Source organism: Nocardia paucivorans NBRC 100373, assembly GCF_000308675.1.
GTDB lineage: Bacteria > Actinomycetota > Actinomycetes > Mycobacteriales > Mycobacteriaceae > Nocardia > Nocardia paucivorans.
The window spans coordinates 55,660-69,990 of the sequence record NZ_BAGE01000048.1 but is presented as its reverse complement, the minus strand read 5'-3'; the positions used below and the strand labels follow the sequence as shown (position 1 = coordinate 69,990).

13 protein-coding genes are annotated in these 14,331 nt (G+C 66.7%); 6 read left to right on the top strand and 7 right to left on the bottom strand.

Annotation, left to right across the window (positions count from 1 at the left end; genetic code table 11):
* Nucleotides 1-96: 96 nt before the first annotated feature.
* A complete protein-coding gene (locus tag ON32_RS17525) occupies nucleotides 97-1,038 on the top strand; it encodes a mechanosensitive ion channel family protein (RefSeq protein WP_040792040.1) in 942 nt (313 codons plus the stop codon).
* Between the two features lie 202 nt (nucleotides 1,039-1,240).
* Nucleotides 1,241-2,383: a cystathionine gamma-synthase gene (locus ON32_RS17520; protein WP_040792039.1), complete on the top strand. Its 1,143-nt coding sequence runs from the start codon at nucleotides 1,241-1,243 to the stop codon at nucleotides 2,381-2,383.
* A gap of 82 nt (nucleotides 2,384-2,465) precedes the next feature.
* Here the strand turns inward: ON32_RS17520 and greA are convergent, their stop codons facing one another.
* Entirely contained in the window at nucleotides 2,466-2,960 is a 495-nt protein-coding gene (gene greA / locus ON32_RS17515) for a transcription elongation factor GreA (protein ID WP_040792038.1), read from the bottom strand.
* Between the two features lie 299 nt (nucleotides 2,961-3,259).
* Nucleotides 3,260-3,766: a DUF4307 domain-containing protein gene (locus ON32_RS17510; RefSeq protein WP_051133374.1), complete on the bottom strand. Its 507-nt coding sequence runs from the start codon at nucleotides 3,764-3,766 to the stop codon at nucleotides 3,260-3,262.
* 103 nt (nucleotides 3,767-3,869) lie between these two features.
* Here ON32_RS17510 and mca point away from each other — a divergent pair, with 103 nt between their 5' ends.
* Together mca and ON32_RS17500 are read left to right on the top strand one after the other, a co-directional pair.
* Complete coding sequence (mca, locus tag ON32_RS17505; protein WP_174361643.1) at nucleotides 3,870-4,754, top strand: mycothiol conjugate amidase Mca; 885 nt, start codon at nucleotides 3,870-3,872, stop codon at nucleotides 4,752-4,754.
* Nucleotides 4,754-5,056: a hypothetical protein gene (locus ON32_RS17500; protein ID WP_051133373.1), complete on the top strand. Its 303-nt coding sequence runs from the start codon at nucleotides 4,754-4,756 to the stop codon at nucleotides 5,054-5,056. Before mca ends, ON32_RS17500 begins: the two co-directional genes overlap by 1 nt.
* A gap of 13 nt (nucleotides 5,057-5,069) precedes the next feature.
* On the opposite strand, the gene ON32_RS17495 is transcribed toward ON32_RS17500, so the two are convergent.
* Together ON32_RS17495 and ON32_RS28915 are read right to left on the bottom strand one after the other, a co-directional pair.
* Nucleotides 5,070-5,468, bottom strand: coding sequence for an NUDIX hydrolase (locus tag ON32_RS17495; RefSeq protein ID WP_040792036.1), 399 nt, complete (start codon nucleotides 5,466-5,468; stop codon nucleotides 5,070-5,072).
* A gap of 143 nt (nucleotides 5,469-5,611) precedes the next feature.
* On the bottom strand, nucleotides 5,612-6,187 hold the full coding sequence (locus ON32_RS28915; RefSeq protein WP_040792035.1) for a hypothetical protein: 576 nt from the start codon (nucleotides 6,185-6,187) through the stop codon (nucleotides 5,612-5,614).
* Nucleotides 6,188-7,766: 1,579 nt separating this feature from the next.
* Here ON32_RS28915 and ON32_RS17480 point away from each other — a divergent pair.
* Nucleotides 7,767-9,821 carry a thioredoxin domain-containing protein gene (locus ON32_RS17480; protein ID WP_245551120.1) on the top strand — a complete coding sequence of 685 codons (2,055 nt, stop codon included), beginning with the start codon at nucleotides 7,767-7,769 and terminating at the stop codon, nucleotides 9,819-9,821.
* A 27-nt stretch (nucleotides 9,822-9,848) separates the two neighbouring features.
* Here the strand turns inward: ON32_RS17480 and ON32_RS17475 are convergent, their stop codons facing one another.
* Nucleotides 9,849-11,402 carry an adenylate/guanylate cyclase domain-containing protein gene (locus ON32_RS17475; RefSeq protein ID WP_245551119.1) on the bottom strand — a complete coding sequence of 518 codons (1,554 nt, stop codon included), beginning with the start codon at nucleotides 11,400-11,402 and terminating at the stop codon, nucleotides 9,849-9,851.
* A 106-nt stretch (nucleotides 11,403-11,508) separates the two neighbouring features.
* Nucleotides 11,509-12,180, bottom strand: coding sequence for a PAQR family membrane homeostasis protein TrhA (gene trhA, locus ON32_RS17470; RefSeq protein ID WP_373284322.1), 672 nt, complete (start codon nucleotides 12,178-12,180; stop codon nucleotides 11,509-11,511).
* Between the two features lie 151 nt (nucleotides 12,181-12,331).
* Between trhA and ON32_RS17465 the strand changes: the two genes are divergently transcribed.
* Complete coding sequence (locus ON32_RS17465; protein WP_085995223.1) at nucleotides 12,332-13,120, top strand: isoprenyl transferase; 789 nt, start codon at nucleotides 12,332-12,334, stop codon at nucleotides 13,118-13,120.
* A gap of 264 nt (nucleotides 13,121-13,384) precedes the next feature.
* Here the strand turns inward: ON32_RS17465 and coaA are convergent, their stop codons facing one another.
* Nucleotides 13,385-14,317 carry a type I pantothenate kinase gene (coaA, locus tag ON32_RS17460; protein ID WP_040792032.1) on the bottom strand — a complete coding sequence of 311 codons (933 nt, stop codon included), beginning with the start codon at nucleotides 14,315-14,317 and terminating at the stop codon, nucleotides 13,385-13,387.
* Nucleotides 14,318-14,331: the final 14 nt, after the last annotated feature.

Sequence of the window (14,331 nt, the reverse complement as noted above, 5' to 3'; positions counted from 1 at the left end):
GCCATTTTGGCTGATCCGACCGTGTATAACGGCCCTGAAAGCGGCAGTGGCAAATGTGCCAGCCGGTCGGGGAGCGAAGGAAGGGCTACAGAAACGGTGTACACACCCAGTTTGGCCATTGATTTCCGGCAAGGGTTTTCCGACGCCTGGAGCGCGGTCGCGACGTTCGTGCCCGAGCTCGTCGGATTCCTGGTCATCCTGCTGGTCGGCTGGCTCGTCGCCCGCATGGCCGCGAAGATTGTCGGCACGGTATTGGCGCGGGTAGGTTTCGATCGCCTCGCCGATCGTGGCGGGGTGAAACGGATACTCACCAAGAGCCGCTACAAAGCCTCCGACCTGCCGGCGAAACTGACGTTCTACGCGATTACGCTGATCGCCCTACAGCTGGCCTTCGGTGTCTTCGGACCGAATCCGGTCGCCAACCTGATCGATGGTGTCGTCGCCTGGCTACCCAGGGCCGCGGTCGCCATCGCGATCATCGTGGTCGCCGGTGCGATCGCCCACGCGGTCGGGGAAGTGGTGGGCGATATGCTCGGCGGCCTGGATTACGGCGTGTTCATCGGGCGGATTGCGTCGGTATTCGTCTGGGCCCTCGGCATCATCGCCGCCCTGAACCAGATCGGTATCGCCACCACGGTCACCACCCCGGTGCTGATCTCGGTCCTGGCCACCATCGGCGGCATCCTCGTCGTGGGGGTGGGGGGCGGTTTGGTGCAGCCCATGCAGCGGCGCTGGGAGGGCTGGCTCAACGGTTTCGAAGATCGGCTGCCCGCCCTGCGGGGGCAGGCCGAGGCGTACCGACGGGGACGCGAGGAGCGCGGGGAACGGCAACGAACGGGTGCGCACAGCCGAGATCAATGGGATCGGGAGCAATGGGAGCCGGACCGGTGGGACCCATCCGTCCCGGGTGACCACCGCGAACCGTGGACCGTCGGCGAGTACCACCCGCCAACGGTGAGCGGCGGGGAATACCCCCAGTACGGCGATTACGGCAACCAGTACGGCCGACACTACGGCGATCCGCGTCACATGCGGTGAACGGTGCGCCCCGACGATCCGCCCGCAGCGGTCCTTTTCCGTCCGTTGTTCGGCCGAGTGCAGACATTCCGGGACGAACCGTGGTGCGGCGCCACGCCTTTCGCGCCTTCATGACCGGTTTGCGACCGGTTTGCGACCGGCCGTCGGCCGGGTGTGGGCCGGCGGCGAGAGGTCCGTTCATCGCGTCCATTAGGCTGAGCTCATGAGCGAGCTCGGATTCACTACCAGGGCCGTGCATGCGGGCTATGATCCCGATCCCCGGACCGGCGCGGTGAACGTGCCCATCTATGCCAGCTCCACCTTCGCCCAGGATGGTGTCGGTGGTTTGCGGGAGGGGTACGAATACGGCCGAACCGGTAACCCCACGCGGACGGCGTTGGAGGCCAATCTCGCCGCCCTCGAATCCGGTCGTTACGCTCGTGCGTTCGCCTCCGGTATGGCGGCGAGCGACTGCGCGCTGCGGGCCATGCTGCGGCCCGGTGATCACATCGTCATCCCGAACGACGCCTATGGCGGCACGTTCCGGCTGATCGACAAGGTGTTCACCCAGTGGGGTATCGAGCATTCACCCGCACCGGTCTACGACATCGACGCCATGCGCGCCGCCATACGACCGAACACCAAGCTGATCTGGGTCGAGTCACCCACCAACCCGCTACTGAGCATCGGTGATATCCCGGCGTTGGCCGATATCGCGCATACCTCGGGCGCCAAGCTGGTCGTCGACAACACCTTCGCCACCCCGTACCTGCAGCAGCCACTGCTGCTCGGCGCCGATGTGGTGGTGCATTCGACCACCAAATACCTGGGCGGTCATTCCGATGTGATCGGCGGCGCGCTCGTCACCGACGACGCCGAACTCGACAGCGCCTTCGCCTTCCTGCAGAACGGCGCCGGTGCGGTACCCGGCCCGTTCGACGCCTTCCTCACCCTGCGCGGCACCAAGACGCTGGGGCTGCGCATGGACCGGCACTGCGACAATGCCGAGACACTGGCCGACTTCCTGTCCCGGCAGCCGGCGATCGCCCAGGTGATCTACCCGGGTCTGCCCGAACATCCGGGGCATGCCATCGCCGATAAGCAGATGCGCCGGTTCGGCGGCATGATTTCGGTGCGGCTGGCCGGTGGCCCGGACGCCGCCCGCGATCTGTGCTCCCGCACCACGGTGTTCACCCTCGCCGAATCATTGGGTGGGGTGGAATCGCTGATCGAACACCCGGCCGCCATGACACACGCGTCCACCGCGGGTTCCGATCTGGAGGTGCCCGCCGATCTGGTGCGCTTGTCGGTCGGTATCGAGGACATCGGCGATCTGCTCGCCGATCTCGAACAGGCCCTGCGCTGAGGTATCCGGAGGAAAACGCATGACGGAAGACGGCCGCATCCGATCGATCGGATGCGGCCGTCCGCGTTCCGGGGTAGGGGTATCAGCTGTGGTAGGGCTCCGCACTGACCAACGTCACCTTCATGGTGTTGCCATTGGGCAGGGTGTATTCCCGGGTCTCACCGACCTTGGCGTTGATGAGCGCGCCGCCGAGTGGAGAGTTGGGCGAGTAGGTCTCCAGGTCGGAATTCCCGAGGCCCTCCTCGCGGGTGGCGATGAGGAAGGTCTCGGTGTCGGTTTCGTCACCGTCGTAGTAGACCTTCACCACCGAGCCGGGCAGGGCGACGCCCGACTGAGTGGGTGGCTCGCCGACCTTGGCGTTGTTCAACAGCTCCTGCAGCTGGCGGATCCGGGCCTCCTGCTGGCCCTGCTCCTCCCGAGCCGCGTGGTAGCCGCCGTTTTCCTTGAGGTCGCCCTCTTCGCGGCGTTCGTTGATCTCGGCGGCGATGACCGGACGATTGGCGATGAGCGCGTCGAGTTCGCTCTTGAGCCTGTCGTGCGACTCCGGGGTCAGCCAGGTCACGTGCGTCTCAGTCATCTCGATCACTCCCTAGTAGTTGTCCCCGGCGAGCCGGGATTCCCTGGTTACTGCGGCAATGCCCCACAGGGGGTGGACAGGCATCAGCCGACGGTCAGAACGATCCTGGGAAGTTCTGTGACCCCCGACAGGTCTGGGTCCGGGACATCTCGCCGACCCGCACCCGACCGCGCTGACCGCCAATGCAGCAAACACGGCTCCGGGCCCCGGAACCGTGCGTCAGGCCATTTTAACATGAATCACAAAGATGCAGGTCGGAGATATTTTCTCGGCCGCTCACCACGGCGTGGCGGGTCGATTCACTCGGTACGCAGGTACGCGGGCACCTTATCGGTGCAGGTGTAGATCGTGCCTGTGGACGGCCGGGCGGTGGTTTTGATGACGGAAGTCACCTCCACCGTGCCGTGTTCGGACGGCTGGATCAACACCTCGCGCCGTCCCACTTCCGCGACATCCTGATCCATCGCCCGCAGCACACACACCACCGCCTTCGACGGATCGGCGCGGGTGACCTTGATCCGGACCCGAATGGTCGAATCGTCGAGCACGGTGTAGCCGAGCTGCTCGGAGCCGATCTCCTCCGGCCCGAACTTCGTCCAGCCCAGATATGCGACCCCGATACCCGCCGCCACCACCACGACACCCATCAAGAGCGCGAGCAGCCGTCGGGAGCCCGGTGCGCGCGTGGCGGTGCCGTACCGGTCGGCATACCGGGCCCGCGCGTCGGAACCGCCCGCTGGTCCGGACGACTCGGGGGCGGTATCGCCGCTATTCGCCCGAGCGGTTTCCGGCGTGGGCTCGGTCATGAGTGGTTGCTCCCGGGGGGTAGGTCGGAACAGGATCCATCCGGATGGAACTATAGGTAACGAAGTCCAGACACCCGCGACGGAGAGCGATGGTGAACGAGAAGTGAGTGGCCTTCGCCTCATGGCGGTGCACGCCCACCCCGATGACGAATCCAGCAAAGGGGCCGCGACCACCGCTCGATACGCCGATGAGGGGCATGAGGTCCTGGTCGTCACGCTGACCGGTGGCGAACGCGGCAGCATCCTCAATCCGGCCATGGACACCCCCGGCGTCCTCGAACGAATCCACGAGATCCGGCGCGAGGAGATGGCCGCCGCGGCCGCCGTACTGGGGGTGCGCCATACCTGGCTGGGCTTCGTCGACTCCGGGCTGCCGGAAGGTGACCCGCCGCCCCCGCTACCGGAGGGCTGCTTCGCGTTGGTGCCGCTGGAGGAGGCCACCGAGGCGCTGGTCCGGGTGGTGCGCGAGTTCAAACCGCACGTCATAACCACCTACGACGAAACCGGCGGCTACCCGCACCCCGACCATATCCGCTGCCATGAGGTGTCGATGGCGGCGTTCGAGGCCGCGGGTGACCCGGAGCGCTTCCCCGACGCCGGTGAGCCGTGGACGCCGCTCAAGCTGTACTACGACCACGGCTTCATCCTGCGTCGCCTGGAGGTGTTCGCCGAGGAGTACGAGCGCTTGGGCGAACCCTTCCCCCTGCAGGAGTGGTTGGACCGGTCGCGTAAATACGCCATCGAGCGCGGCGACATCATGGCGCGGGTGACCACCCAGGTCGAATGCGCCAAGTACTTCCCGCAGCGGGACGAGGCGCTGCGAGCACACGCCACCCAGATCGATCCGAACGGTGCCTTCTTCGCCATCCCGATGGAGATACAGCAGCGGGTGTGGCCGACCGAGGAGTTCGAGTTGGCCCGGACCCGGGTACACACCGCCATTCCGGAATCGGATCTATTCGCCGGTATCGAGGACGAACACCGCTGATGTACGAGTCATCCGTTCGGCTGCTCTGGCTGGCCCAGACACCCGGAACCCCCACCGGCCCGGAATTCGGCAAGGCCTCCCCGCTGGGCCTGATCATCGTATTGCTGTTGCTGGCCGGCACCTTCCTGCTGGTCCGCTCGATGAACCGGCATCTGAAGAATCTGCCGGAGACCTTCGAGCCGGAACACCCGGAACCGGACCAGGAGGCCGACGAGGGCACCGAACACGGGATCACCCGCCGGGAGGCGCAGACCTCGAAGTCGGACGATGCCGCGGAGAAGGAGTCACGCGGTTCGAGTTAGTGGCGCGCCACCGTCACCAGTCGATCAGGCCGAGCTCGTGCAGTCGCCGGAACACCAGCAGTGAGCCGGGGGCGACCTCGGGCATGGCCGCGTATTCGCCGCCGGTGAAATAGCGCAGTTCGGCGATTTCGCCGGTGGCCCGGGGTTCGCCGGTGAGATCGGCGAGGAAACAGGTCATATGCAGCCGGGTTCCGGCCGTATGTCCGTAGGCCTCGGCGTGGAAGACGCCGAGTTCATCGATTGCGGTGACACCGACACCGAGTTCCTCCCGTATCTCGCGGTGCAGTGCCTGCACCGGTGTCTCACCGGGATCGATCTTGCCGCCGGCCATGTAGAAGACCGATTTACCGACCGAGCGGGTTTGGATCAGGCGGCGATCACGGATATGGGCGAGGGCAGCGGTCCTGATCACCGATCCACTGTAAAACCGGGCCCGACGGTGTCGAACCGCACGGGTCGGCGGTGGATGGCCCGTTGCCCGGACGTATCCCCACCGGACGGCGTCCGCTCGAGAAGGTCGGGCCGCGATTCGCCCCGGCATCGATGGGTCCGTTGTCAGGCCGGAACATCGCTGGACTCGGGACGGGACATTTTCACGAGGATCTCATGCAGGGTCTTCGCCAGTTTTCCGGCTCGGTCTCCCCGCAGCTCGACCTCGGCGAAGGCATCGAGCAGCGCCCCCACCGGATCCAACGGACTGAAGGTGAGCCCCCCACCGGCATGCAGGGATTCGGCGATCAGCAGCCGCTGGGCCTCCTGGCGTGCTCGGAAATTACCCGCTATCTCGAGGGCGCGACCGTATTCCCGAACAACCGCCGTGTACACCACTCGATCGGTGCCGCGGTTTCTGCGCAGCCATTTCCGTGGTAACGCACTATCATCCGTGCGCTCCGGTGGGGCGAATGAGGCTCTGTCGAGGACCAACCAGATCGACTCGACTCCTACTCGCGGTGCCGCGGGGGGCGCTCCTCGCCCGCCGCGTGCAGGCACGGCGGTGATCTCGATACCGCACAGCGCGATCGGATACTTCGGGAGCAGGTCGTCGATGGCGGCGGCGATCTCTCGTACGACATCCGTCTCGATACCGGTCTCCTCGAAACCGACGATCTGCACCCCGTGCCGCGTGCTCATCTCCGCGGCGATCGGGTGAGGCGCGCCCTCGGTCCGTCGAGGTGTGGGCTCCTCATGCCGGTCGGTCGCTGACCGGATCGGCTCGGATCCGCCGATATCGGTACGGGGACGTGGTATCTCCAGGGCCGGAGCGAGAGGTTGTGATCGGGGTGTTTCCCGGGGTGTGTCATCGGCGGTGGGAGGCTTTGTCGCGGTGGTCGGCGGTTCGACCGGTAGTTCGATCGGTGGTTCGGCCGGTGACGCGATCGGCGGCTCGGGCGATGGCTCGACTCGGGGGTGGATCGTTGGTCCCGGGTCCTCGGGTGTCGTCGGTTCTGGTGCGGTGTGGTCCGAGCGGAGGGCGGTGGATTCCGGTATCTCGGCGGGGACAACGGGCTTCGACATGGGTGGGAAGGATTGCCGAGGAACGAGGGGCGACACCACGGGCACCTCCGTGGTGGGCGGGACGGGTTGTGGTCGGGGTGTTTCCCGAGGTGTGTTGTCGGGGGTGGAGCGGTTTGTCGCGGTGGTCGGAGGTCCGGCCGGTAACGCGGTTGATAACACGACCGGCGGTTCGATCGGCTGCACGGCCGTTGGTTCCGTTGGCGGTTCGGCGGATGACAGGTCTGGTGACTTGACTGGTGGTTCGGCCGACGACTTGGCGGGTGGCACGGCCGGTGGTTCGGCGGGTGACGGGGCCGGTGACTTGACTGGTGGTTCGGCCGCTGACTTGGTGGGTAGCTCGGGCGATGGCTCGACTCGGAGGTGGGTCGTTGGTCCCAAGGCCTCGGGTATTGCCGCTTCGGGCGCGGAGTTGTTCGCGCGAGGCTTGGCGGGGTGTGGTGGAGCGGTCGCAGGTCCCGTGTTCTCCGGCGTTGCCGGCTCGGGGGTGATGTGGTCCGCGCGCAATGTGGTGACCGACGGTATCCGAGGAACGACGGTGGGTGGTGGAACAACCGTGGGTGGCATGGCCGGCCTGGGGAGTTGCCGGGCGGGCGGTGATACCGGTGGTACGGATGGCTGCGTACCCGACACGGCGATCGCCGCCGGTCGGGCCGATGCCTCGGCCGGTTGCGGCTGTGGCCGTACAACAGGGCGAGCCCCCGCTTTTCGCCGAGACCACGGTGTCGGTCCCGGCTTGCGTCCCGCGGGAGAGCATCGCGACGGCGCCGCTGTCGCGGGGCCGAGATCGGTGGCGGTCGGTTGCGATGGCTCGGCGCGGCCGGTCTCGGGGGCGGCGTCGGAATGCGCCGCTTCCGCGGTCGCGATGGCGGCCTTCAGACCAGCGGCGGCCCGGGTGGCTTCGGCGATCAGGCGTTCCAGGTTCGTGACGAGTGCGCGAAGTTCGTCCAGGTTGATCGCCGGCCGTTGACTCATCGCGCTCTCCTGCCTGTTGTTATCACCGGACAGGTGACGCCGGATTTGAGGCCGGCCTGTAACAATATTCCGACCACGGCAGACCCGACCAGGGACGATGGCACACACAATTCTCACCCGGGCCGCATATCCTCACCAGAGCGGGTAGTCCCATCACGGCCGTCCCGGACGGGGGTTCGGGCAGACCGTGTATCTCATCCGCCGGGTGTGGGAGGCTGGCAGAGTGAACCGTTTGGGCAGCGCGACATCGCCGTATCTGCGCCAGCATGCCGATAATCCCGTTCATTGGCGGGAGTGGGACGCCGAGGCATTGGCCGAGGCGGCCGCCCGGGACGTGCCGATTCTGCTGTCGATCGGCTACGCGAGCTGCCATTGGTGCCATGTGATGGCGCACGAGTCGTTCGAGGACGAGGCGACCGCGGCGCTGATGAACGACAACTTCGTCTGTGTCAAGGTGGACCGGGAGGAACGCCCCGACCTGGATGCGGTGTACATGAACGCCACTGTCGCCATGACCGGTCAGGGCGGCTGGCCGATGACCTGCTTCCTCACCCCCGACGGTGAACCGTTCTACTGCGGCACCTACTACCCGAAGGCGCCGCGCGGGGGTATGCCGTCGTTCACCCAGTTGCTCACGGCGGTCGCCGATACCTGGCGCACTCGTCGCGACGAGGTGGACCGGGCCGCCGGGCAGGTCTCCGCCGCGCTGCGGGAACAGGCCGGCGGGCTACCGGAAACGGATCTGACCCTCACGCCCGAACTGCTCGATCACGCCGTCGCGGCGGTGCTGCGGGATATCGACGACGAGCACGGTGGTTTCCGGGGAGCGCCCAAGTTCCCGCCGTCGGCCCTGATGGAAGGCCTGCTGCGACATTGGGAGCGCACCGCGAACCCGGCCGTGCGGGCGGCGGTGGAGCATACGGCCGAGGCCATGGCCCGCGGCGGTATCTACGACCAGTTGCGCGGTGGTTTCGCCCGTTACTCGGTGGATGCCGCCTGGGTGGTGCCGCACTTCGAGAAAATGCTCTACGACAATGCCCAACTACTGCGCGCCTATGCGCATCTGGCCCGGCTCGACCCGGCGCGGGATTCGCTGTCGTCGCGGGTCACCCGGGAGATCGTGGAGTTCCTGCTCGACGATCTGGGAACCGAGCACGGTGGTTTCGCCTCCGCCCTGGATGCCGATACCCATCTGGAGCCCGGCCTGCCCGGGGTCGAGGGCGCCACCTATGTCTGGACCCCCGCCGAACTGACCGCCGAACTCGGCCCCCTCGACGGCACGTGGGCGGCGGAGGTCTTCGGCGTCACCACCGGGGGGAATTTCGAACAGGGCAGTTCGGTGCTCACCCGATACACCGATCCCGACGACCGCGAACGGTTCGAACGGGTCCGCACCGCCCTACGTGCGGCCCGGGACCGTCGGCCGCAGCCCGAACGCGACGACAAGGTGGTCACCGCCTGGAACGGTATGGCGATCACCGCGCTCACCGAGGCCGCCCTCGCCCACGGCCGCGAGGATTGGTTGTCCGCGGCGATCCGCTGCGCGGAATTCCTGTTGGCCGAGCATATCGTCGACGACCGGGTGCGGCGCGCGTCGCTGGGTGGGGCGGCCGGAGCAGCTCCCGGCATTCTCGAGGATTACGCCTGGTTGACCACCGGCCTACTCGCCCTGCATCAGGCCACCGGCTCGGTGATGTGGCTCGAGCGTGGATTGCGACTGTTGGACGCCGCCATCACCCATTTCGCCGATCCGGATGCTTCGGGCAGTTGGTTCGACACCGCCGACGACGCCGAGACCTTGGTCGCCCGTCCCCGGGATCCCATCGACGGAGCCACCCCCGCCGGCGTCTCGGCACTCGCCGAAGCGCTGCTGACCGCCTCCGCCGTCGCCGATCCCGCGCGGGCCGGGCGCTATCGCGAGCTCGCGGATCACACATTGGCCCGTGGGGCGGTGGTGTTGGCCCGAGCTCCCCGTTCGGCGGGGCAGTGGCTCACCGTGGCCGAAGCGGCCCTGCAGGGCCCACTCCAGATCGCCGTGGCGGTCCCGTCCGGCGCCGACTCCGCCCGGAGCCGGGCCGGTGAACTACTCGTGGCCGCGCATGCCCATGCGCCCGGTGGCACGGTTATCGTGGCGGGCGAGCCCGACGCGGTACCGCTGCTCGCCGAGCGCCGGCCGGTGGACGGGGGTCCGGCGGCCTATGTCTGTCGCGGTTCGGTGTGCGATCTGCCCGTGACCACGGTGACCGACCTGCGGTCGCGCCTGGCGCAGGGACGCTGAGCGCGGGTGGGTCGCCGTGGCGCGGCGCTACCGAGCCGCCCGTTCGTTCGGTCGTGGATCGGGTTCGATATCGCTCCAGGACGGGATGGGCTCGGCCATTCCACGGAGCTCGACGTTCCCGTAGGGCGTCCATCTGGCCTGCTCGCCCGGCTCCGCGGCATCGATGACGCTCTGACTCACCAGAATGCGGCGCGGAACCTGCTTGGCGCGGTCGGTGAGGCGGGCCGCGGCATTGACCGCGTCGCCTATAACGGTGTATTCGCGTCGGGTGTCGGTGCCCACATCACCGGCGAACACCCGACCGCGGGCCACCCCGATACCGATGTCGAGTTCACCGCCCGCGAAAACCTCGTCGCGAATCCTGCGCGCCGCCCGGAGGGCGGGGGTGGCGTTATCGGGTAGCGCGATGGGCGCGCCGAAGATGCACAGTGCCGCGTCGCCTTCGAACTTGTTGACCAGTCCGTCGTTCTCCTCGGTCGCGGCCACCACGATGGACATGAGCCGGTTGAGTTTGGCGACGAACTCCTGTGGCGGTAATCCGGTGGAGATCGCCACCGAACCGGTGACATCCACGAACAGGGCGGTCACCTCGCGCACATCGCCGACCAGGTCGGCCCCGCCGGCCAGTGCCCGCTCGGCGACCTCGTCTCCGACGTGGCGGCCGAACATATCCCGCATCCGCAGCCGTTCCCGCAGCGTGGCGGCCAGTTCGTTGACCGAGTGCTCCAGACGCCCGATCTCGTTGGCGCTGCCCACCGGTACCCGTACATCCAGTTCGCCCCGGGTTATCCGATCCAGCGCCAGATGGAGTGTGCGTAGCGGCACGGCCACCGCCCGGGCCAGGGTGGCGGTGGCCAGGGCGCCCACCACGAGACCGAGCACGGCGACATAGATACCCGTGCGAATGCGGTCCGGGGTGTGCGTCACCGGATCGGCGAGGACGACGATCAGCGCGCTCAGCGGCATGGCGCCGGCCAACGCCCAGGCCAGCACCACGCGCACGAATACGGTGGAACTCCAGTGCATGGTGGGGCCGAGCACCGCGGCCACGAGTGGAATCGCCGGTTGGATCATCCGGTCGACGATCAGATAGGTCAGCCCCGCTGTCTCCAGCCCACCGATGGTGAACATGGCCCCCATGACGAGGAGATCGTTTTCGGGAGTGATGCGCGCCAGGAGCAGAGCGGACAGAACGACCCCCGGAAGCCACAACGCCATGGCTCGGAAGGTGATGGCGATGGGCAGCCGCAGCAGCCGTCGGGCCTCCCGCGGCGTCGGGCGGCGGGTCTGGTCGAGCCAACCGAAGTAGACGATTCGGTCCCGGATGGCCAGTCCGACGCCGATGAGGAATCCGATCACCGGGTAGATGGACACCAGGATCAGGTCGTTCAGATTGTCGGGGCCGAGGCGGGCGGTGAACCCGCTCAGCCACAACTGCATGACGATGACCACCAGACCGGCGAGGTTGCCCGTGACGACCATTGCCGCCAGCCCCCAGGGCGCCCGCAGTGCCCGGACCACCAGTCGGGAGGTCATCGGTCGGGAGGTCATCGGTCGGGAGAACATCGGTGGGGAGAACATCGATGCCACTCCGATCGGGTGGGCACCTGGTCGTGGTCGGGCGCCCGACTACCGCCGGCGACGGTGAGAAAGAACACGATCGAGCAGCATAGAGCGGTTGCCGCGCTCAGCGCAGCAGCACCAACCATACGGCGATGTAGTGGGCCAGGGCGGCGAGCACGGTCGCGGCGTGGAAGAACTCGTGGTGCCCGAACACCGTGGGCCAGGGGTTCGGCCACCGGGTGGCGTAGAGAACGGCGCCTGCGCTGTAGGCGAGTCCGCCGATCAACAGGAGCAACACCGGCAGGGCTCCCGCCGCGTCGAGCAGTTGTCCTATCACCGGCACGATCGCCCAGCCGAGCAGCAGATACAGTGGGACGCCCACCCAGCGCGGCGCCATCGGCCACAGCAGTTTCAATGCCACGCCCGCCAATGCGCCCGCCCACACCACGGTGAGCAGGATGCGTCCGGTGCGTTCGGGTAGGCCCAGCAGCGCGAACGGTGTGTAGCTGCCGGCGATGAACAAGAAGATCATCGAGTGGTCCAGACGTTTCATCCGGATACGGGCCCGAGTGGTGGACCAGGTCACCCGGTGGTAGACGGCGCTGGTGCCGAACAGCGCGCAGACGGTGAGTCCGTAGACGAGGGTTGCCCATATCGCGGTGGTCGACACACCGGCGGCGGCGATGACCAAGGCGACGACGGCCAGGGCGGCGACCCCGGTCGCCCAGGTGTGGATCCAGCCGCGCATTCGTGGTTTGACCAGCGCGGCCAATGACTCGGCCGGGTTGGGACCGATGACATCGTCGTGTGTGGCATCGGTTGCCGGGTCGGACACGGCATACCTCCTGATTAACCCATCGGTAACCTACGCTTCCGTAGGTTTCTCGGAGTGCCTACTGTACCGGTACCCGCCGCAACCGAGGACCCAACGCCGACAGGGCGTACTGTTGGACGTCGTGGAATTTCGTAGTCGGGTGCGCAGTCTTCCGTATCGCATATACGAGGCCCGGCTGGCCAAGCAGCTGGTGGGCAAGCAGCATCCCCGGCACGTCGCGGTGATCTGCGACGGCAATCGGCGCTGGGCCAGGGAGAACGGATTCACGGACGTCAACCACGGGCACCGGGTCGGGGCGTTGAAGATCGCCGAACTGGTGAGCTGGTGCGAGGCCGAAGGTATCGAACTCGTCACCGTCTACCTGTTGTCCACCGAGAACCTGCGGCGTGCTCCCGAGGAAGTGGAAACGCTGTTCGAGGTCATCACCGACGTGGTCGAAGAACTGTCGGCGCCCGAACAGAACTGGAGTATGCGCATCGTCGGCTCGCTGGACGGATTGCCGGAGCTGGTCGCCAAACGGCTACGCACCGCGGCCGAACGCACCACCGGACGCACCGGAACCCACGTCAATGTGGCCGTCGGTTACGGCGGACGCCAAGAGATCGCCGATGCGGTGCGCAAACTGGTCCGCCAGGAAATCGCGGCCGGTGAGACCGGGGAAGACCTGGTCCAGTCGATTACCGTGAACGCGATCGACCAGCACCTCTACACCTCCGGACAGCCGGACCCGGACCTGGTCATCCGCACTTCCGGCGAACAACGACTCTCCGGCTTCCTGCTCTGGCAGAGCGCCTACTCCGAGATCTGGTTCACCGAGGCGTATTGGCCGGAATTTCGGCGGGTCGATTTCCTACGGGCCCTGCGCGATTACGCCGCGCGCCACCGCCGGTACGGCACCTGAGCCGGCCGGCCACAGCGGTGCGGGTCTTCCCCTCCGCTGTGTCGATGTGATGCCGGCTGTCCTCTGCCCGGAGCCGGGTGGGGTCCGACCATCGAAGTGAGTGTCCGAGAAGGTGGCGACCGGGACCGGTCGCCCGGGATCTACCTCGCGGGCGTTGTTGCTGTGTGACCTGCTTTCGGCCGGTTCGGGTTCGGTAGGGGCCCGATTGTCGCGGTGGGTGTCCGAGAAGGCGGAACGGTCTCGGTCACCCGGGGCGGGTATCGCTCAGAGTTTGCGGAGTCGAATCCTGTTGATGCTGTGATCGGAATCCTTGCGGAGGACCAGTGTGGCGCGGGGGCGGGTGGGGAGAATGTTTTCCACCAGATTGGGACGGTTGGTCGAGTTCCAGATGTCCTTGGCTGCCGATGTCGCCTCGGAATCGGTGAATCTGGCGTAGTGATGGAAATGGGCCTTGGGGTCGGCAAATCCGGTTTTGCGCAGGCTGAGAAACCTTTGCACGTACCAGTTCTCGATATCCTCGATACGAGCGTCGACATAGATGGAGAAGTCGAACAGGTCCGACACCATCAGCCGGGGACCGGTCTGCAACACGTTCAGTCCCTCGACGATGAGGATATCCGGCTGGCGCACACAGTGGAATTCGCCGGGAACGATATCGTAGGAGATATGTGAATACACCGGCGCACACACCTCCGGTGCGCCCGATTTCACCTCGGTGACGAAACGCAGCAGTTTGCGTCGGTCGTAGCTTTCCGGAAAACCCTTGCGGTGCATGATGCCGCGTCGGGTGAGTTCGGCCGTGGGATAGAGGAATCCGTCGGTGGTGACCAGATCCACGCGCGGATGGTGGTCCCACCGGGCCAATAGCGCCTGCAGGACGCGCGCTGTGGTGGATTTGCCGACCGCCACGCTGCCCGCCACCCCGATCACGAAGGGGACCTGCTTGTCGGGGTGGGTTTCGCCCAGGAAGGTGGCGGTCGCGGCGAACAATCGCTGTTTCGCGGCGACCTGTAGATGAATGAGTCGGGCGAGGGGAAGGTAGACCTCGGCGACCTCTTCCAGATCGATCTGCTCACCCAGGCCGCGCAGGCCGATCAGTTCTTCTTCGGTGAGTACCAAGGGGGTCGATTTGCGCAGCGTGCGCCACTGTTTCCGATCGAATTCCACATACGGACTCGGCTCGTTCGCTTTTGCCATTTACCCAGCGCTCC

Excerpts from the sequence above, each read along its gene's own strand:
- ON32_RS17520 (WP_040792039.1), top strand. The coding sequence starts at position 1,241 with ATGAGCGAGCTCGGATTCACTACCAGGGCCGTGCATGCGGGCTATGAT.
- ON32_RS28915 (WP_040792035.1), bottom strand. The coding sequence starts at position 6,187 with ATGAGCACGCGGCACGGGGTGCAGATCGTCGGTTTCGAGGAGACCGGT.
- ON32_RS17510 (WP_051133374.1), bottom strand. The coding sequence starts at position 3,766 with ATGACCGAGCCCACGCCGGAAACCGCTCGGGCGAATAGCGGCGATACC.
- ON32_RS17500 (WP_051133373.1), top strand. The coding sequence starts at position 4,754 with ATGTACGAGTCATCCGTTCGGCTGCTCTGGCTGGCCCAGACACCCGGA.
- ON32_RS17475 (WP_245551119.1), bottom strand. The coding sequence starts at position 11,402 with ATGTTCTCCCCACCGATGTTCTCCCGACCGATGACCTCCCGACCGATG.
- greA (WP_040792038.1), bottom strand. The coding sequence starts at position 2,960 with ATGACTGAGACGCACGTGACCTGGCTGACCCCGGAGTCGCACGACAGG.
- coaA (WP_040792032.1), bottom strand. The coding sequence starts at position 14,317 with ATGGCAAAAGCGAACGAGCCGAGTCCGTATGTGGAATTCGATCGGAAA.